Here is a 21,461-nt window from a genome sequence, read left to right as displayed (position 1 = left end):
ATCCGTTCAATATCCTTTAGCTAAACTACAGTTCTATACACGAAATAATATCTAAAAATCCCTAACCAAATAATTTATGAAGTCATTTTTTACTAATTCAGACATTAGGTGGCTCTGCCGAAAACATGTTTTTCTAAATGTGTTATCATGCATCCCGTTTTTGTTCTTGGTTTTTATTGGTCTGCAGGCAACTGCCCAAAACAAAACAACCGTTACCGGGACTGTTAGAGATACCACAGGAGTTGCCTTACCAGGTGTAACCGTAACCGTTGAAAGCACTAAAACCGGAACGCAGACCGATAACAACGGTAAATTTGTAATCGATGTGGCCAAAGGTGGCGCACTTCGTGTAGCCTTGGTGGGTTATACTGCCAAACGCATTGTGGTAACCGAAAGTACCGTATACAATGTAGTGCTGAAAGAGTCGGTGGTTATGATGGCCGATGAGGTGGTAATTACCGCAATGGGCCAAAAGCAACGGAAAGAAGCTGTTGTAGGTTCGGTAACCACCATTAAACCCGCCGATTTAAAAATACCTGCGAGCAACCTTACCGCGGCACTTGCCGGGCAGGCGGCTGGTATTATTGCCTATCAGCGCAGCGGACAGCCCGGGCAGGATAATGCTTCATTCTTTATCCGTGGGGTAACTACCTTCGGATATAAACAAGACCCATTGATTCTGATCGACAATGTGGAGTTAACGCCAAATGATCTTGCGCGTTTACAAACCGATGATATCGCCAGTTTTTCGATTTTAAAAGATGCAAGTGCTACAGCGCTTTATGGTGCACGTGGTGCCAACGGCGTAATTTTGGTCAGTACGAAAGAAGGTAGGGAAGGTAAAGCCAAAATTAATTTCCGCTCAGAGTATTCCTTATCAGAATCTACCCAAACCCTTAATCTGGTAGATCCAATCCAATATATGGAGCTTTTTAACGAAGCTTCTTTAACACGTAACCCATCTTTGCCATTGCCCTTTAACCAAACTAAGATAGACAATACCCGTGCTACCATAAATGGTGCCCCTGGAAGCAATCAATACGTATATCCTGCAGTAAACTGGATCGATATGTTGTTTAAAGACAGGGCCAGCACACAGCGTAATAACTTAAGTATCAGCGGCGGTGGCGGTGTGGCCAAGTATTACATTTCGGGTTCCTATAATATTGATAACGGCATCTTAAAAACAGATATCCGCAACAATAACGAGAACAATGTTAATTTTAAAAACTATCAGTTACGCTCTAATATCAATATCAACCTGAGCAAGACAACCGAACTGATTGTAAGGCTTTCGGGTACCTTTAGCGATTATAATGGCCCGATCACTTTAGATGGTTCATTTGCTTCTGATTTATATGCCATTGCCTCCCATGCGAGTCCGGTATTGTTCCCTGCATATTATCCTGCAGATGAAGCCAATGCGGGTGCGAACCATATTTTGTTCGGTAACGTGGGTGGACCGGATGGGACCAAAAATAACAGTATCCTTTATCCCAATGGAAACCCATATGCACAACTTTTAAAAGGGCATAAAAGCTCTTCCGAATCGCGTATGTCGGCACAACTGGAACTTAACCAGGATTTTAAATTCATCACCGAAGGACTTAAGCTAAGAACGGTATTTAATACCAACAGGTATTCTTATTTCGATTCGCAGTTGGCTTATTCGCCATATTTTTACAGTGCCGATAGTTACGATAAAGTGGCCAACACCTATACTTTAACCTGGCTTAACCCTAAAAATAATGTTGCCAATAATGTGCCAACTGAATACCTGGTATACAACAGGAGCGAGCCTAACGCCAACTCTTTTTTCTACTTTCAGGGTGCCCTGGATTATAACCGTAAATTTGGAAACCATACGGTAAGCTCAACCATTATTGGTACTGCACAGCAGACTTTATACTCAAGTGCGAAAGACCCACGGACCAACACCACAACATTACCCTATTCGTTGCCGTTCCGCAACATGGGGGTGGCAGGCAGGGCAACTTATTCGTTTAAAGACCGCTACTTTGTCGAATTTAACTTTGGCCTTAACGGATCTGAACGTTTTTCAGCGGAACATAGATATGGTTTTTTTCCTACCATTGGTGGGGCATGGGTACCATCAAACGAAGCATTCTGGCCAAAGAACGATATTGTTAACCGCTTAAAAATACGTTTTAGTCATGGTTTGGTGGGTAACGATGCCATAGGCTCGCAACGCTTTTTCTACCTATCGGATGTGAACCTGAACGGCGGTAACTTTGCGCAGTTCGGTATCAATAACGGTAACCAACTGAATGGGGTATCCATCAGGAGTTATGCAAACTCCAATATCACCTGGGAAACCTCACGGCAGACCAACTTAGCAGGTGAAATTACCCTGTTGAAAAACTTCAACATCATTGCTGAGTTTTATAAGAACCACCGTTACGATATTTTACGTAAACGTAATATCCCGGCTACCGAAGGTTTTGAAACCGATGTGTTAACCAATCTGGGTGAAGTAGATTCTAAGGGGATTGACCTGTCGCTCGATTATAAGAAAACCTTTGATAATGGCCTTTGGAGTTCAGTTCGTGGAAACTTTACGTATTCTACCAATAAATACAGCTATATAGAAGAACCTAATTATCCTGAAACCTGGCGACATTTTATCGGTCAACCGATCAGCAGGGGTTATGGCTATATTGCCGAACGTTTGTTTGTTGATGATGCCGAAGTAAAAAACTCGCCTACCCAGCAATTTAATACCAGTGATGCTTATGGTAATGTGATTACCGGCGCTGTACCAAGAGGAGGCGATATTAAATACCGCGATTTAAATAACGATGGCAGGATAGACGATCTTGACATGGCATTTATGGGTTACCCAAGCACACCGGAAATTGTATATGGTTTTGGTTTCTCAACCGGCTATAAAGGATTCGACCTTTCGGCATTTTTTCAGGGGCAGGCCAGGGTATCGTTTTTTATCGATCCTGCAAAAACAAGTCCTTTTCTTGAACGCACTGTAGCCTATGTAGAAGGTAGGGCGCAGGTGCTGCAAACTTTTGCCGATAGCCACTGGTCAGAAGAAAACCAGAATTTATTTGCTACCTATCCACGTTTGGGTACCAGTTCGGCCGTTGTGGCCAACAACCTGCAAGCGAGTTCATGGTGGTTAAGGGACGGAAGTTTTATCAGGTTAAAATCGGTAGAAATCGGTTATACCCTTCCAAAAAACATATTAAAAAGCATAAGACTTTCGAATTGCCGCTTTTATCTGAATGGTCTCAACCTGGTTACCTGGAGTAAATTTAAAATGTGGGATCCTGAACTGGGTGGAAATGGATTCGCTTATCCGATTCAGAAAGTATTCAATTTCGGTGTAAACGTGAATTTATAATGAAAACAGAAAAAATAAAAGATATGAAATTCTATTATAAACTGATCTGTCTGCTGGTGCTTTGTATTGCGGGCACATCATGTAAAAAGTACCTGGATGTTGTTCCCAATAATGTGGGTACGCTCGATTATGCTTTTTCGAACAGGAATGAAGCTGAAAATTATCTTTTCGGTTGTTACAATACCTTTCAGAACTTAAACCGTGAGGTGGTAAACAATGTGGGTTTTGTTACCTCTTCCGAAATTATATATCCGAATCTCGATGATAACCCTTTCAACAAAATCACGGGACCGGGTTTTAAACTGATCAGGGGAGGGGTGCAGAACGTATCAAGCCCCGTAATCGATCATTGGACGGGCAATAATGGCGGTCAGAATATTTATGTGGCATTGAGAAGATGCAACATTATGCTCGAAAACATCAACAAACCTTTCGATCTGAAAGATGATGAGAAGAAAAGATGGATTGCCGAGATTAAATTTTTAAAGGCTTATTATCATTATTACCTGATCAGGCTATACGGCCCGATTGTATTGATCAAAGAAAACCGCCCTATTGATGGTTCGATTGAAGATACAAAAGTCAAACGCTCAACCGTTGATGAATCTTTTGCTTATGTAGACCAATTGCTCAACGAGGCAATTCCTGATCTGCCATCCGCAGTTGTAAATCCACTTTTAGAGTATGGCCGTACCACTAAATCGATGGGCTTGGCTTTAAAAGCAGAAGCACTCACCACTGCTGCAAGTCCACTGTTTAATGGTAATCCCGATTTTGCAAGTTTTAAAGATAAAGATGGAAAAAACCTCTTTTCTACTGCAGTTGATCCCCAGAAATGGAGTCTGGCAGCAAAAGCCTGTAAAGCAGCTATCGATGAATTTGTAGCGCAGGGTGGTGCCTTATACAACCTGGTGCCCACCAATAAAGTAGAAAATGTTTCCGATCAATTGAAACGTGTACTCACCATTCAAATGGTCATTGCCGAAAAGCGCGACCAAAATCCGGAGCTGATCTGGGGTTCGCAATATGGATTTGATTATCAGGGTTATGTGTTTCCGAAACTGACTTCTGATGCTGTTGCTTTTGGTAACGAGCAGCCTTCTAACTGGTCGGTTCCGCTTTCTACCACCGAATTGTTTTATACCAAAAATGGCGTGCCGATCAATGAGGATAATACCAGTGCATTCGATTATGCCAACCGCAATACTTCACAGTTTGGTGATGATGCCAACAAATCGTACATCAAACAGGGTTATGAAACTGCAAAGGCCAACTTTAACCGCGAGCCGAGGTTTTATGCTGATTTAGGTTTTGATGGGGGCATTTGGTTCGGAAATGATAAACGGAACGAAAGTGATGCATTTTATGTGCAGGCAAGAGGGCCATTTGCCATCGGTGGACCGAAGAGCCAGTTTGCGACCAACATTACCGGATATTGGCCAAAGAAACTGGTGCCATACCTGTCGATTATGAACAATGGTATACAGTTCGAAACATTTTATCTGCCGGTAGTACGTCTTGGCGGCCTGTACCTGCTTTATGCAGAAGCCTTAAACGAAGAGGGAACGGCATCCAAAGCCGATATCCTGTCGTGGGTAGATAAAGTTCGTACCAGGGCCGGTTTACAGGGCGTTGCCACCTCCTGGCAAAGCTATTCAAAAAATCCAACGAAGCCGGATACCAAAGAAGGCCGACGGGAGATTATCCACCAGGAAAGAAGGATTGAACTGTGTTTTGAAGGTCAGAGTGGCTGGGATTTACGCCGTTGGAAAGAGTTACAAGGCGTATTGAGCAGACCATTGCAAGGCTGGAATGTAAACGAAGGCAGTGCGGTAAATTATTATCGCCCAAGGACTGTTGCCGTACCGTTTTTTGGTTTAAAGGATTATTTCTGGCCGATCAAAAATTCGGAAGTGGTGATCAACGAAAACCTGGTACAGAACCCGTTCTGGTAGATAAAATCAATTTTGCAGATGAATATTCAATTATAGATTATGAAAAAGATTAATTACAGAAAAAGCCTGGTGTTTTTGATGTTGGCAATGGCCCTGATCACCATGTTTTTTGCTTCTTGTAAAACGGCAGAAGACAGTTTTGAAGCCGTTTCTGATGATATGACAAAACCAGGCCCGGTAAGCAATGCCAAAGTGGAGAACATTGACGGTGCTGCCAGGATTACCTATACTTTACCCAATTCGAAAAACCTGTTATATGTTTTAGCGCGTTATTCGATAAACGATAACCGTGTGAGGGAAACCAAATCGAGCTATTATACCGATACGGTTATGGTGGATGGTTTTGCGAGAGAAAAGGATTATGATGTTACCTTATATGCGGTAAGCCGTGCCAATGTAATGTCAGACCCGATAGTGGTGAAGGTGCACCCTAAAACGCCAAATTACATTGCGGTGAATACAGGTTTTAACATTACAGCCGATTTTGGGGGCGCGAGTTTCTTCGGACTGAACAAAAACAGGGCTTCCCTTTCGGTACATCTTTTGGTGTACAACGATAAAACAAAATCGTTTGATGAGCAGGAGCCCGAATATGTAAGTTCGGATACCATCGATGTATCGATCCGTAACCTTAATCCTGTACCATATAAAGTAGGGGTATACACTAAAGACCGTTTTGGCAATACTTCCGATACCGTAATCAAAACCGTTACGCCCTTATTCGAAACCTTGCTGGATAAGAAGAAAATGGCAACTTACCGTTTACCAAGTGATGCACCAATTTATCCGGGATGGGATTTTAAATATTTCTTTGATGGCAGTTTGGGTGAACCTGGTTGGCATACCTTAAGTGCTCCACGTACCTTTGGTACCATGAGTTTGGGGGTATCGGCCAAAATCAGCCGTTTTGTAATCTGGCAGCGGCCATCTGATTATTATGGTTATCAGAATACCCGTAAGTTTACTTTCTGGGGTTCAACGGTAAATAACCCTGCCGATTCTCCTTTGCCAACCAATTCGGCAGAAGGTACCGTAGCGGGCGATTGGGTTAACCTCGGCAACTTTGTCTTCCCCAACCCACCCTCGGGTTTAGCACCAAACCAGGCCAATGCTGCTGATAAGGATTTTGTATCCAAAGGGGTGAATTTTAAAATGCCACGTACGGCCCAACCTGTAAAATACCTAAGGTACGAGGTTACGCAAACCTGGGGCGGTCTGGATTATGTGCATGCCTTAGAAATCAATCTGTACGGAAGTGTTCAGTAATCATCAGTATATAAATAAGAAATAGATCATGAAAACGACATATCAAATTACTTTCATCTGCTTCCTATCCATTGTTTTCTTTGGCTGTAAGAAGTATGCTGATGATTATAAGGCCTTTCTGGATAATAAAGAGATCAAATATTCGGGCAAAATTGGTACAGCAGGTTATAATACCGGTAACCTGCGGGCACAGCTGGTATGGAATCCAAGTCCCGATCCAAGCATCACCAAATACATCATCACCTGGAACAATGGTGCCAATACACTGGAAGTACCGGCTGCTACACACAATCCCAGCGATGTAGTAAAGGTGATCATCCCTAATTTGGATGAATATGTGTATACCTTTTCGGTGGTTTCGTACGATAGCGATGGCAATAAATCCATTGCAACCGAAATCAATAATGTTAGGGTATATGGGGCTGCATATAGTGCAACCTTATTAAACAGGGGCATAAATGCTACCGAACCTTATGTTTTCCAGACGGATGGTACACTGACTTTAAACTTTAATAAAAGAGATACCATGAATGTGGCCACCACGATCCGTTACACCAATATTCTTGGCACAATAGAAGAAAGGCAGTTACTGGCGAATGATAATACGATTTCCATACCGAACTATAAACCGGGCACAACCATTCAATACCGGTCTTCTTATTATCCCGAAGCCGGATCAATTGATGCTTTTAATGCCCCGCAGTTTTCTGATTTTCCGACCATTATTAAGGTGACCGAGTGTGACAAATCGCTTTTTCAACAGCTAACGCTCCCAACCGATATACCATCAGAATATGGATGGATATTGCCCCATGTTTGGGATAATATAAAAGGGCAGGACCAGGGTTTCCACACGGGTGGATCGGGTATGCCGCAGTGGTTTACCTTCGATATCGGTGAGCAGGTGCAGCTGGATAACTTTAAACTTTGGCAGCGCGAAAATGCCTTGTACAGCGTAGGCAATATCAAGGTATTTGAGGTTTGGGCGAGCAATAACCCTAATCCAAACGGAAGCTGGGACAGTTGGACAAAACTCCAGACTTTTACCTCGTTTAAACCATCAGGCTTGCCTAAAGGCCAAAATACCGATCAGGACAAAGCATTTGCACAGGCAGGTGAGAAATTTGTTTTCCCTACATCGATTCCCAAATACAGGTATATTCGCTTTAAAGTACTCGAAACCTGGGGTGGCGAAGGTTATTTGCACTTCAGTGAATTCTCTTTTTATAAACGTAACTAATTCATTCCGCTATGTCACCTCAAAGGTGACGTAGCTTAATATCCGATCCTATTTTATCAAATGAAAAGATTCATTTATACCATCGTTATTTTGTTTTCTACATTATCGGCAAGTTTTGCCCAAAGCAAACCTTTTAAACTCTGGTATGATAAACCCGCCAGCCGCTGGGAAGAAACACTGCCCCTGGGCAATGGCCGTTTGGGCATGATGCCCGATGGTGGCATAAATAATGAGCAGATTGTACTGAATGATATTACGCTTTGGTCTGGTGCCCCTCAGGATGCCAATAACTACGAAGCCTATAAAAATCTGCCCGAAATCAGAAAGCTGATCCTGGAAGGCAAAAACGATGAGGCGCAAAACCTGGTGAACCAAAACTTTGTATGTACCGGAAAAGGATCTGGTGGTGCCAATTGGGGCTGCTTTCAAATGCTGGGCAACCTGAACATTCAGTACCAGTACGAGGGGAAGGATAAAACCCCTACAGCTTATAAAAGGGAACTTTTGCTCAACAATGCGATGGCTACCACTGATTATACGTTGAACAATGTACATTTCAAAAGAGAATATTTTACCAGTTTCAGCGGCGACGTGGCCATTATCAGGATTACTGCCGATCAAGCAGGGCAGATTAACTGTAAATTATCGCTGAGCCGCCCCGAACGTGGGGAGAGCAAAGTTAAAGCAAACCGGATCGAACTTTCAGGGCAGCTGGATAACGGCATTGATGGGAAAGGCATGCAGTACCTCACTTTATTGGAGCCGGTAGTTTCTGGAGGTAAAATCGATAAAAAGGGGAATACACTTGAGGTGACCAAAGCCAATGTACTCACCATTTATTTATCAACCAAAACCAGTTATAAAGACGATCAGTTCAGGCAAAATGCGGCGCTTTTATTGGATAAAGCCATTAAAGCAAACTATGCCGTAGAAAAATTAAAACACACGCAGGCTTTTCAAAAGTTATTCAATAGATTGGATATCGACCTTGGAACTGGTGAAAATAGTCAGCTCAGCACCGATAAACGTTTAGCACTATATTATAAAAACCCTGAATCTGATTTACAATTACCCGCTTTGTTTTTTCAATATGGCAGGTACCTGAGCATTTCGAGTACGCGGGTTGGGCTTTTACCACCAAATTTACAGGGTCTTTGGGCCAACCAGGTCCATACCCCATGGAACGGCGATTATCATTTGGATGTGAATGTTCAAATGAACCACTGGCCATTAGAAGTGGTGAACCTTTCGGAGCTTAACCTTCCACTGGCCGATCTGGTAGGCAATATGGTGCCCAACGGACAAAAAACGGCCAAGGCTTATTACAATGCCGATGGCTGGATTGCCCATGTGATTACCAATATCTGGGGTTTTACCGAACCTGGTGAAAGCGCTTCCTGGGGCGTTGCCAATGCAGGCTCGGGCTGGCTTTGCAACAACCTTTGGGATCACTACGCTTTTAGCAAAGATGTAAATTATCTCAAAAAGATATATCCGGTTATTAAAGGCTCGGCACAGTTTTACAGCTGTGTATTGGTTGCCGATCCTAAAACAGGCTGGATGATGACTGCTCCTTCGGTATCGCCTGAAAATAGCTTTTACATGCCCAACGGAAAAACAGCCAATGTAACCATAGGCCCAACCATCGATAATCAGATTGTAAGGGAGCTTTTTACAAATGTAATTGAAGCCGCTAAAAAGCTGGGTAAGGATGTAGATCTGCAAAAATCACTTCAACAGAAACTGAGCCTGCTGCCACCAGCGGGTAGGATTTCTAAAGATGGAAGGATTATGGAATGGATTGAGGATTACAAAGAAACCGATCCCCAGCACCGCCATATTTCGCATCTGTATGGGGTTTATCCTGCCTCGTTGATTACTGTTGATGGCACGCCAGATCTGGCAGAAGCCTCAAAAAAGACTTTGAATGTACGGGGTGACGATGGACCTAGCTGGTCTATCGCTTACAAACTTTTATTCTGGGCAAGGTTAAGGGATGGAAACAGGGCTTTTAAACTTTTTAGGGAGCTGTTAAAACCCACCCAACGTACCGATATCAATTATGGTGCAGGTGGCGGTGTGTATGATAATCTGCTTTCTGCAGGTCCGCCTTTCCAGATCGACGGAAACTTTGGTGCTACTGCAGGTATTGCCGAAATGCTGATCCAGAGCCATGAAGGCTATATCAGTTTATTGCCTGCTATACCAGACGCCTGGAAAAAATACGGAAGCGTAAAGGGTTTAAAGGCCAGGGGGAATTATACGGTGAACATGAACTGGAAAAATGGTGTGATCACCAGTTATCAGGTTTTTTCACCTCAGGGAAGCCGTGTAAAAGTTAAAATAAACGGGAAACTGATCAATATACTTTCTTCAAAAAGAACAGGTTAAATAAAACGATTTGTCCCTTATATCTACCAAAACATATAATGAACATTACCCATACAAAAGAAAATAGTTTAGGCAATCAGGTAGATGAAGTGAAGCTCATTAAAATGACCAATAGGCATGGTGCATCTATTTCGCTGACCAATTATGGCGCAACCCTGGTGTCCGTAATAATGCCCGATAAAAATGGTTTACTTGCTGACGTGGTCCTGGGTTTTGCCCGGCTGGAAGATTATGTTAACGATCAGAATTACCTGGGGGCAACCATTGGCCGCTTTGCCAACCGCATTGCAAATGGAAAATTTATGCTCGATGGCAAAACCTTTCATTTGCACACCAACGATGGTCTGCACAGCAACCACAGCGGCGCTTTTGGTTTTAGCAACAAGGTATTTAATTACCATACAGAAGACAACAAAGTGGTTTTTACCTTGTACAGTTACGAAGGTGAAGGCGGTTTCCCAGGCGATCTGCATTGCTCGGTCACTTACGAACTGACGGATAGAAATGAAGTGCTGATCAACTATCAGGCCTACTCCAACCAAAAAACAATTGTAAGTTTTACCAATCACGCCTATTTCAATTTGAGTGGTAGGCATACTGATATCTTTGACCACAGCTTAAACATTCCATCAACAGAAATGCTCGAAATGGACAAAGATTATCTCCCGACAGGAAACATTGTCCCCACACAGCAAAACACCTTTAACGGACAGCAGATTGCTGATGTGCTTGCAGGAAAGTATAATAAGGGACTAAACAATTATTACCTGTTACAAAAGAAAACACCAGGAGCGCTGGTGTTGGCCGCAGAACTATTGCACGGCCCTTCAGGCAGAAGGTTAAGCGTTTTTACCGATAGTCCGGGTGTGCTGCTTTACACCGGCGATTTTTTAGCTACGGTAGGCATTGGGCACCACGAAAAACCCTATACTGCATTTAACGGGCTTTGCCTCGAATGCCAGCATTATCCTGATGCCCCAAACCAGGTGATTGCACCAGCGGTATCCATAGAAAAAGGTACGGTTTACCAACAGAAAATTATTTACAAGTTCGATACGATATCATAATGAAACGTTTTTTACCTATTTTTTTATTGCCCTTTTTGATCGTTCAAATCGCTTTTGCTCAGAAAAATTATACCCTGACTTCTCCTGATGGAAACATAGGTGTACACATTGCCACCGACAAAAATTTGGGTTATTCGGTGATGTTAAAACAGAAGGAAATCATCGCTTTTTCTGCCATTGGGATGGAATTCGATAATGCCAGCCTGGGTAGCGGTGATGTGCCTGATAAAGCATCAACCCAAAAAACAACACGGTACAATGCCTTAACCTTAAGTTTTGGTAAAAGGTACGATGTTGTTTTCAGGTTATACAATGAAGGTTTTGCTTACCGTTTTATTACGCATTTAAAAGATTCGTTAAAGGTAATCAACGAAACAGCCACCTTCAATGTTAATCCAGGCGCTGCGGCGATTCTTCAGGAAACCGATAACTACACCACCTGGGAAGGGGTTTATGTTAAATCAGCCGCGGTAGAAGCTATTCCAACTGGAAAGCGGGCAACCACACCGGCACTTTTTGCTTATCAAGACGGTACAAAGGTAATTGTGGCCGAATCGGATCTTTTTGATTATCCGGGTATGTATGTCAAAAAAGAGAAAATAGGTTTTGCTGGCGAATGGGCACAATTGCCATCGCTTGCTGTTCCCGGTAGCTGGGGCAACTTTGTTTCCGTTGTAAAACAGCGTTTTCCTTTTTTGGCCAAAACCACGGGCGAGCGGAGTTATCCATGGCGTTTGGCCATTATCGCTACAGATGATAAACAACTGCTCACCAATCACCTCGTTACCGAATTGGCTACAACATCCAGAATTAAAGATAGCAATTGGATCAAACCCGGAAAGGCAGCATGGGAGTGGTGGCATGATGCCCTCTTGCCTGGCGCGCCAATCCCATCCGGAATGGATAACCGCAATACCGCGCTTTACAATTATTACGTCGATTTTGCGGCGAAATACAAGTTCGAATATTTAATGGTCGATGCGGGCTGGTCTGACAATTACGATCTTACTAAAATCAACCCTAAAAATGATATCAGGGCGGTTATCGCCAATGCGAAGTCGAAAAATGTTGGGGTGTTTTTATGGTGTGTGGCTTCAACCTTGCTTAAAGATTTGGATAAAAACCTCGATTTTGTACAATCGATAGGCGCATCAGGCTTGAAGGTAGATTTTATCGACCGCGATGATCAGGAGGCGATTAAATGGTTCGAACTGATTGCAAAAGCGGCAGCCAAAAGAAAACTGATGATCAATTTTCATGGTTGCAGCAAACCTACCGGACTGGAAAAAACCTACCCCAATATTGTAAACTATGAAGCTGTTAGGGGAGCAGAGTCGGATAAGTGGGACTATAGCATCAATCCCGATTTACACGTATTAACACCCTTTATACGTATGCTGGCCGGGCCCTTTGATTATACCCCCGGCGCCATGCGCAACAAGACCAAAGAAACATTTAAACCCATCGATCCGGGTTTGCCCTCAGGTCAGGGAACACGCTGCCATGAACTGGCCATGTTTGTGATCTATCATCAGCCGTTGGCAATGTTATCCGATTCGCCGAGTGCTTATATGAAAGAAGACACCATCATGCGGTACTTATCGGCAGTGCCCACAGTTTACGATGAAGAAAAAGCCCTTTCGGCCAAATTGGGTGAAGAAGTGGTGATGGCCAAAAGAAAAGGTAAAACCTGGTTTGTGGGTGGTATGAGCAACTGGGATGAACGTAAGGTTACCGTTGATTTTTCTTTTCTCCAGCCCGGACAGCAGTATCAGGCAGAAATATATACGGATGCGCCAAATGCCAATACCGATGCCACAGCTTATATCTATAAAACCATTAGCATAAACCAAAAAACCGTTCTGCCGATTCATATGGCAAAGGGTGGTGGTTTTGCTATTGTTATCCACCCATAATTACAGATCGTTTATTCAGAGCAACTATTATATGAAACTATCAGTCACTTTATTTTCGGGCCTCATGTTGTGTTTGCTGGAGGTAAAAGCCCAAACACTTATCCCGATTGAAACCAAACAGAATGCCATTGTATTACAGGCCGATTCTAAAGCCAATCTTAAAATGCTGTATTACGGACCAAAGCTTGCCACACAAAGCGATTATGCCGATATCACCAATGTATATAAGCAGGGAAGTGAATATACCGGCGTTAATGATGCCGCTTACAGCACTTCGGGAACGCGGAATTTATTCGAACCTGCCATTACGGTTAGCCATGCCGATGGGAACAATTCGCTCGATCTGCATTATGTGAGTTACAGTGTAAAAAAAGAATCCGATAATGTTTCTATTACCAGTATCCTATTAAAAGATCCCGCATATGCGTTCGAAACTACCCTTTATTACAAAGTGTATTACAACGAAAACGTGATAGAGCAGTGGAGTGAAATCAAAAACAAGGAGAAGGGCAATGTAACCCTGCAGAAGTTTGCGTCAGCCAATCTGTACTTAAGGGGTGGTTCATTTTACCTTACCCAATACCATGGCGACTGGGCAAAAGAAATGCAGCCCGAAGAAGCAAAAATCACCCATGGTATCAAAACACTCGATTCGAAGCTGGGTACCCGGGCCAACCTTTTCCAGCCCTCTGTTTTTATGGTTTCGATGGATAAACCGGCAACTGAAACAGAAGGTACGGTACTTTATGGCGCATTGGCCTATAGCGGGAACTTTAAGACTGATCTTGAACTGGATAACCTGGATAACCTGCGGATCATCTCGGGGATCAACAATTATGCATCGGCTTATACCTTAAAACCAAACGAAGTTTTTACCACACCGGCTTTCCTTACCACTTTATCGAGCACGGGTAAAGGTACTGCAAGCCGGAACCTGCAGTCGTGGGCCCGTAATTACCGTTTGTTAGATGGCAAAGGCACACGCCTAACCCTATTGAACAACTGGGAAGCTACTTATTTCGATTTCGATGAAAACAAATTGTTCGGACTGATCAAAGACACCAAAAAGTTAGGGGTGGATATGTTCTTACTGGATGATGGCTGGTTTGCGAACAAATATCCACGGAACGGCGATGTTGCGGGTTTGGGCGATTGGGATGAAAATAAAAAGAAACTGTCAAACGGCATTGCCTCTTTGGTTAAGGAAGCCAAAAACAATGAGGTGAAATTCGGGATCTGGATTGAACCCGAGATGGTGAACCCTAAAAGTGAGCTTTACGAAAAACATCCTGATTGGGTGGTAAAAGAAGCCAGAAGGGAAGAGTTTTATTTCCGTAACCAGTTGGTACTCGATTTGACTAACCCAAAGGTGCAGGATTTTGTTTTTGGTGTGGTGGATGATCTTTTTACTAAAAACCCAGAGTTGGCTTATATTAAATGGGACTGTAATTCGGTAATTTACAATGCGCATTCGGCCACGCTTAAAAACCAGTCGCACTTTTATATTGAATATGTACGTGGTTTGTATACGGTTTTAGCACGCATCAGAAAGAAATACCCTACTGTACCCATGATGTTATGCTCTGGGGGTGGGGGTAGGGTAGATTATGCTGCTTTGCAATACTTCACCGAGTTTTGGCCAAGCGATAATACCGATCCTTTGGAAAGGATATTTATGCAGTGGGAATATTCCTATTTCTATCCGGCTATTTCAAGCTCGAACCATGTTACCGACTGGGGCAAGCAGCCCATTAAATTCCGTACCGATGTAGCCATGATGGGCAAAATGGGTTTCGATATTGTAGTGGGGCAGTTATCACCCAACGACTTACAATTTTGCCAAAATGCAATTAAGATCTATAACGGGATTAAGCCTGTTATCTGGCAGGGCGATCAGTACCGGCTTTCGAACCCGCGCGAAAGTAGTGTGGCTTCGATGTTATACCTTACTGATGATAAAAAAACAGGGGTTGTATTTAACTATCTGGTGAACAACCGCTATGGTGAGGCGAGTAAGCTGCCGATCCGGTTTAATGGTTTAGATGCCTCGAAAAAGTACAAAATCTCGGAGATCAATGTATTTCCGGGTGTTAAATCATCGATTGATGCGTCTAAAGTTTACAACGGCGATTTTCTGATGAAAATCGGCTTTAACCCAGATGTTAACCAAAACAGGACGAGTGTGGTGCTAAAAATAGAGGCGTTATAATTCGCACGTTAAAATATTCTCAGCCCCGGTATGATGGGTTATAATCATACATATGCCGTAGGATCTGGTTAATTCTACGGCTTTTTATGTTTTAATCAGATGCGTCATTTTTGGAAATTGAAGGAGCATCTTTTTGGAATTGAGGGGATAGCCGAACATATTTGAGTTATAGGGAGAAATGTCTTGATAATTAAAATAAGAATGTTGCCTTAATTCCATTGAGGCAACATTTTTATAATAATTGTGCTAATCATTCTTTCAATTTTCAACTTCATTATCAAAAGAAAGATCATCCATCAGATTAACAAACTTCACATGAGGTAAGCTTTTTTTTAAAAACGCTATTTTGTCATCAGAAAGAACCACATTAACCAAATCAATTTCTTTTAAATACCTGCACTTTTTTAATTTACCCACAATGGATTCCATGTCAGAATCAGGACAGAATGGAATGGCCAGTGTTTCCAACTTGCACTTCGTTATGTTATTTGGAAGATCCAACACATACAAACACTGTAATCGAAGGTGCTTTAAATTTTTAAATTGGTTAATTTTTTCTGTTACCTTATAATAATAAGGATTTATTGGCATAACATCATTACCAGGCGGGTAAACGGTTTGCCCAGGGTTCAGTAATGTTAGAGCTTCCAATTGCGGATATTTCTTAAGATAATCTGACAAATGGGTATCAAAATCGGTTACCACGGCAGCCACAAGATTTTTGTCTACTGATTGGCTCATAACTTCATAAGAATTTAAGAGAAATAAAGATATAATTAAAATTATTATTTTCATTCTGGTAAATGTTGGATTCTTCCCATTAAAGCAAAATATGAGGATCTTGCGTTCGCATACAAATTCTTCTCTAACCTTAGATATACTTTTGTCCAACACAGCCATTTTTTTACCATCGCGTTTGCTTTGCGCCCTCTGCATCCCAATTTCTGCGCACTTTGTGGTTGGCGTATCAAATGATCTTAGCTGGTTACTCAACCCGAAAACATGATCATATTGTCCATGTAAATACATCAATTATCCATTAAATTGCTTTCACGGGCTATTTGATTGTTAGTATTGGATAAGTAGTTTTGAATATCAGATTTTAACATGGATCTGCTAACCAAATACCAATTATAATGAACGATCAAACTGTTTCTTACCATAACACTTACATTTTAGGCATCTCCTTTATATCGGCGCTGGGCGGGTATCTTTTTGGCTTCGATTTCGCCGTGATCTCAGGTGCCTTGCCTTTTTTACGTACCGAATTTGCACTTAATGCCTATTGGGAAGGGTTTTTAACCGGCTCATTGGCCTTAGGCTGTATTTTAGGTTGTGTAATGGCTGGTAATATCGCCGATAGCAAGGGGCGCAAGCCCGGACTGATGTTGGCGGCACTCATATTTGCAGTATCCTCCATCGGTATGGCACTCTCCCATAACCTGACTATTTTTATCCTGATGCGTTTTGCAGCAGGCATAGGGGTGGGCATGGCCTCGATGTTGAGCCCGATGTACATTGCTGAAGTTTCTCCGCCCGAAAAACGCGGCAGAAATGTGGCCATCAACCAGCTAACGGTAGTCATCGGTATTTTGGTGACCAATTTAATCAATTATAAACTTGCCGATTATGGTGTAAATGCCTGGCGGTGGATGTTCGGCTTGGGTACCGTTCCTGCAACACTGTTTTTTGTGGGAGTGTTATGGCTGCCCGAAAGTCCACGCTGGTTAATCAAGGCTGGAAAGATCGATCAGGCCAGAAAAGTGCTGAACAAAATCGGCAACGCCTATTTTGTAGAACAGACTTTTGAGAAAATCAGCAGTTCGATGCAGGGAGGCGAAGAGAAACAGACCTATAAAGCTGTTTTTGCGAAGGCCATCCGTCCGGCAGTAGTGGTAGGCATTACCCTGGCTGTTTTTCAGCAGTTATGCGGGATCAATGTCGTTTTTAATTATACCTCTACCATCTTCGAAGCGGTGGGTGCCAATTTAGACCGGCAGCTTTTCGAAACCGTTGCTATTGGCATTGTGAACCTGGTATTTACCATCCTGGCCATGTGGCAGGTAGATAAACTGGGGCGCAGGCCATTAATGCTCATCGGTTCATTGGGTTTGTCGGTATTGTATATTATATTGGCCTTTCTGTTGCAGCATAATGCACAGGCCAATCTGGTTTCGGTTTTTGTACTGCTGGCCATTGCCACTTATGCCACTTCTCTGGCGCCGGTTACCTGGGTATTGATTTCAGAGATTTTCCCGAACAGTATCAGGGGTAAAGCTTCATCTGTAGCCATTGTGGCTTTATGGAGTGCTTACTTCATACTGGTTTTCACCTTCCCGATTTTGGCCAAATGGCTGGGGGCTTTTGGCCCGTTTTACCTGTATGCAGTAATCTGTTTGGCGGGTTTCTTCTTTGTGAAAAGCAAGGTGAAAGAAACCAAGGGACAAACTTTAGAGGAACTGGAAACGACTTTAATTGGCCATTAATTTTAACCGATACCCATACTCAGATAATTAATTTCTTTTAGAAGAAGATCAATCAAAAATATAATTGTGCATTCAAGATGATGAAAGTTAAAGTTTGGACAGAAGCTGTTGTGATTCCAACCTATGAAGTTGGCTTGCCAGAAAAAAATCCGGTATTTATAGAAAAGAGAGTTTACCAGGGGAGTAGTGGGGCCGTTTATCCATATCCTGTGATCGAAAAAATCGCGGATGAAAAAGTAGATAAAACCTACCAGGCCGTTTATCTGGAAAATGATTTTGTAAAGATCATGATTTTGCCCGAATTGGGCGGAAGGGTACAAATGGCTTTCGATAAAACTAAAAACCGCCATTTTATCTATTACAACCAGGTGATTAAACCGGCTTTGGTGGGTTTAACCGGTCCGTGGATTTCGGGCGGTATCGAATTTAACTGGCCCCAGCACCATCGCCCTTCAACATTCGATCCGGTTGATTCCCTATTTGAAGAAAATGAAGATGGCAGCGCAACAGTGTGGTGCAGTGAGGTAGAGCGCATGTTCCGTACAAAAGGAACGATGGGTTTTACCCTTTATCCCGATAAAAACTATCTCGAAATAAAAGGACAGTTATATAACAGGACACCCTTTCCACAGACTTTTTTGTGGTGGGCAAACCCAGCGGTAAAAGTTAACGACGATTATCAGTCTGTTTTTCCACCTGATGTAAATGCTGTTTTCGATCATGGCAAACGTGATGTTTCTTCCTTCCCGATCGCAAAGGGAACCTATTATAAAGTAGATTATTCGCCGGGTACCGATATCTCGCGATATAAAAATATTCCCGTACCCACTTCTTATATGGCGGTTGCCTCTAAATACAATTTTGTAGGGGGTTATGAAAACGATAGCAAGGGCGGTTTGCTGCATGTGGCCAATCACCATATCTCGCCGGGCAAAAAACAATGGACCTGGGGCAATGGCGATTTTGGTCAGGCCTGGGACCGTAACCTTACCGATGAAGACGGACCCTATATCGAACTGATGTGTGGGGTATATACCGATAATCAGCCCGATTTCTCGTGGATTATGCCTGGTGAGTACAAAGATTTTGTGCAATATTATATGCCTTACCGTGATTTGGGCGTGGTGAAAAACGCGACTAAAAATGCCATGGTGAATATTGAGCAGGCTGAGGGGAAATTAACTGTGAAGGTATATACCACCGGGCTTTACCCCAATACCAGCATCGTGTTGAAGAATGGCGACCGTGAATTGTTAAACGATACTTACGACGCTGCGCCAACTTTATCTTATCAAAAGGAAATTGCTTTTGCAGGTAATCCTGAACAATTGCAGATCAGCGTTAGCGATGAAAAGGGCAGTATTTTAGTGGATTGGAAATGGGAGGGCGAAAATGAAACGGATATTCCTGAAGCGGCCAAACCGGCAAAGGCTCCGGCGGAATTTGAAAACAACGAGCAATTATTCTTAACGGGTTTGCATCTCGAACAATACCGTCATGCCATTTACAACCCTTTCGATTATTACAACGAAGCTTTAAGAAGAGATGATGGCGACATCAGGTGCAACAATGCTGTAGGGCTTTTAAAGTTAAGAAGAGGCAAGTTTTCCGAATCGGAAGCTTATTTTAAAAAGGCAATAAAGACCCTTACCGCACGCAATCCAAACCCTTATGATAGTGAAGCTTATTTTAATTTAGGTTTATCGCTAAAGTTTCAGGATAAATTGGAGGAGGCCTACGATGCCTTTTATAAAGCGATCTGGAATGCGGCCTGGCAAAATCAGGGTTATTTTTATATCGCCCAGCTTGATGTGCTTAAGGGTGATCTGGAAAGTGCTTTGGAGCATATCACAAAATCAATCGCTAAAAATACAAACGATCAAAAGGCACTGCATTTGCATGTAGCCATCTTACGTAAAATGGGTCAAAGTAAAAAGGCTTTGGCTGAAACCTTCCTGGCAAACGATCATTTTAATTTCGGTATCCTGTTTGAAAAATACCTGTTGTCTGAGAACAATGATGACCTAAAAGAAATCCATAAACTGATCAGGGCAAATATTCACAGTTATATTGAATATGCGCTCGATTATGCTGCCGCGGGTTTATACAGCGAGGCGATTTTGCTATTAAATGCAGGCATCGAAGTACAACAGGATGTTTATCCATTGGCCTATTATTACCTGGCCTGGTTTTACAGTAAAACCGGAAACGCAGAATTAGTCAAAACAACCTATAACAAAGCTGCTAATGCCAATCCGGATTATTGCTTTCCAAACCAGGTAGAGGCCGTGCTGGCCTTAAATGAAGCCATTAAGCAAAATCCTGATGATGCCAAAGCGCTTTACTATTTAGGAAACTTTTGGTATGCATTTAAACATTATAACGACGCGATCGCCTGTTGGGAAAAATCGATTGTAACCGACCCAGATTTCCCGACCGTTCAGCGCAACCTTGCTTTGGCTTATTACAATAAAACCGACAAGCAGGCCCAGGCGGTAAGCTTATTGGAAAAGGCATTTGCACTGGATAAAAGTGATGCCCGTATCTTAATGGAACTCGATCAATTGTATAAGCGCGTAAATAAAGATCTTGATTTCAGGTTAAATTTCCTTGATGAAAACAAGGAGCTTGTTAGTCAACGCGATGATGTGTACCTCGAATACATCACCCTGTTAAACCTGAAAGGCGAACATCAGCAAGCGCTTGATTTATTGAAGAACAGAATTTTCCACCCATGGGAGGGCGGCGAAGGTAAGGTGGCCATTCAGTATGTAACCGCATTGGTAGAACTGGCAAAACAGGCCATTGCTGATGAGGATTATCAAACAGCCATCCAATACCTCAACGATGCGCAGGAGTATCCGCATAACCTTGCCGAAGGCAAATTAACCGGCGCACAGGAAAATGATATTTTTTACTGGTTGGGTGTGGCCTTCGAAAAGCTGAATGATAGCGATCAGGCCAAAACCTATTGGGAAAAAGCAGTCACTGGTTTAAGCGAACCTGCTGCAGCTATTTTTTACAACGACCAGCAACCGGATAAGATTTTTTACCAGGGTTTGGCGCTGCTTCAACTCCATCGGAAACCGGAAGCCGATCTGCGCTTTGAAAAACTTGTGGATTATGCGAAAGCACATATCAACGATCACGTGACCATCGATTATTTTGCCGTATCCTTACCCGACCTAACCATTTGGGAAGATGACCTGGATAAACGAAATAAAATCCACTGTTTGTATATGCAGGGCCTGGGTTATGTAGGGTTAAAACAGATGGAACTGGCCGCTGATTCCTTTGAAGAAGTATTGGCCATTGAAAAAGGCCACCTTGGGGTAGTGGTACATCAAAAATTGCTGAACGGACTCCCTAAGTTTACGGAGACAGTACGCTAGCGAGACTTCGGATTATTGCGCTGGGAAATAAACAGTCGTCATGCTGATCCGATAGCTATCGGATTTATTTCAGCATCCTTCCTGCAAGATAGACTTTGAAATAAATTCAGGGCGACGATCTTACTAATCAAGCAAGCTAAATCCATAAAAAAAGCCTCCGGTT

Annotated in this window: 11 protein-coding genes; 10 read left to right on the top strand and 1 reads right to left on the bottom strand. The window is 42.7% G+C overall.

Annotated elements, in window-relative coordinates; translation table 11 throughout:
- Positions 1-76: 76 nt before the first annotated feature.
- The 8 genes from AC04Q1_RS23700 to AC04Q1_RS23665 are packed head-to-tail and all read left to right on the top strand — an operon-like array spanning position 77 to position 15,420.
- Positions 77-3,376, top strand: coding sequence for a SusC/RagA family TonB-linked outer membrane protein (locus AC04Q1_RS23700; RefSeq protein ID WP_478367030.1), 3,300 nt, complete (start codon positions 77-79; stop codon positions 3,374-3,376).
- Entirely contained in the window at positions 3,376-5,331 is a 1,956-nt protein-coding gene (locus tag AC04Q1_RS23695) for a RagB/SusD family nutrient uptake outer membrane protein (RefSeq protein ID WP_478367029.1), read from the top strand. The genes AC04Q1_RS23700 and AC04Q1_RS23695 overlap by 1 nt, the downstream gene beginning before the upstream one ends.
- Before the next feature lie 39 nt (positions 5,332-5,370).
- On the top strand, positions 5,371-6,597 hold the full coding sequence (locus AC04Q1_RS23690; RefSeq protein ID WP_478367028.1) for a DUF4959 domain-containing protein: 1,227 nt from the start codon (positions 5,371-5,373) through the stop codon (positions 6,595-6,597).
- A 28-nt stretch (positions 6,598-6,625) separates the two neighbouring features.
- Positions 6,626-7,837: a DUF4998 domain-containing protein gene (locus AC04Q1_RS23685; protein ID WP_478367027.1), complete on the top strand. Its 1,212-nt coding sequence runs from the start codon at positions 6,626-6,628 to the stop codon at positions 7,835-7,837.
- Positions 7,838-7,897: 60 nt separating this feature from the next.
- The gene (locus tag AC04Q1_RS23680; RefSeq protein ID WP_478367026.1) at positions 7,898-10,228 is read left to right on the top strand and encodes a glycoside hydrolase family 95 protein; all 2,331 of its coding nucleotides are present in this window, start codon (positions 7,898-7,900) and stop codon (positions 10,226-10,228) included.
- Positions 10,229-10,266: 38 nt separating this feature from the next.
- Entirely contained in the window at positions 10,267-11,295 is a 1,029-nt protein-coding gene (locus AC04Q1_RS23675; RefSeq protein ID WP_478367025.1) for an aldose epimerase family protein, read from the top strand.
- The gene (locus AC04Q1_RS23670; RefSeq protein ID WP_478367024.1) at positions 11,295-13,211 is read left to right on the top strand and encodes a glycoside hydrolase family 97 protein; all 1,917 of its coding nucleotides are present in this window, start codon (positions 11,295-11,297) and stop codon (positions 13,209-13,211) included. Before AC04Q1_RS23675 ends, AC04Q1_RS23670 begins: the two co-directional genes overlap by 1 nt.
- Before the next feature lie 31 nt (positions 13,212-13,242).
- Complete coding sequence (locus AC04Q1_RS23665) at positions 13,243-15,420, top strand: alpha-galactosidase (protein WP_478367023.1); 2,178 nt, start codon at positions 13,243-13,245, stop codon at positions 15,418-15,420.
- Between the two features lie 258 nt (positions 15,421-15,678).
- Here AC04Q1_RS23665 and AC04Q1_RS23660 read toward each other — a convergent pair whose 3' ends face one another.
- Positions 15,679-16,449 (bottom strand): hypothetical protein, encoded by a 771-nt coding sequence (locus tag AC04Q1_RS23660; RefSeq protein ID WP_478367022.1) that lies wholly within the window; start codon positions 16,447-16,449, stop codon positions 15,679-15,681.
- Positions 16,450-16,556: 107 nt separating this feature from the next.
- On the opposite strand from AC04Q1_RS23660, the gene AC04Q1_RS23655 reads away from it, so the two are divergent.
- On the top strand, positions 16,557-17,906 hold the full coding sequence (locus AC04Q1_RS23655; protein WP_478367021.1) for a sugar porter family MFS transporter: 1,350 nt from the start codon (positions 16,557-16,559) through the stop codon (positions 17,904-17,906).
- 77 nt (positions 17,907-17,983) lie between these two features.
- On the top strand, positions 17,984-21,298 hold the full coding sequence (locus tag AC04Q1_RS23650; RefSeq protein WP_478367020.1) for a DUF5107 domain-containing protein: 3,315 nt from the start codon (positions 17,984-17,986) through the stop codon (positions 21,296-21,298).
- The last annotated feature ends 163 nt before the right edge of the window (positions 21,299-21,461 follow it).

The organism is Pedobacter humicola (genome assembly GCF_056490705.1).
Note: the sequence above shows the minus strand (reverse complement) of the source record. Positions and strands in the feature narration are given on the sequence as shown.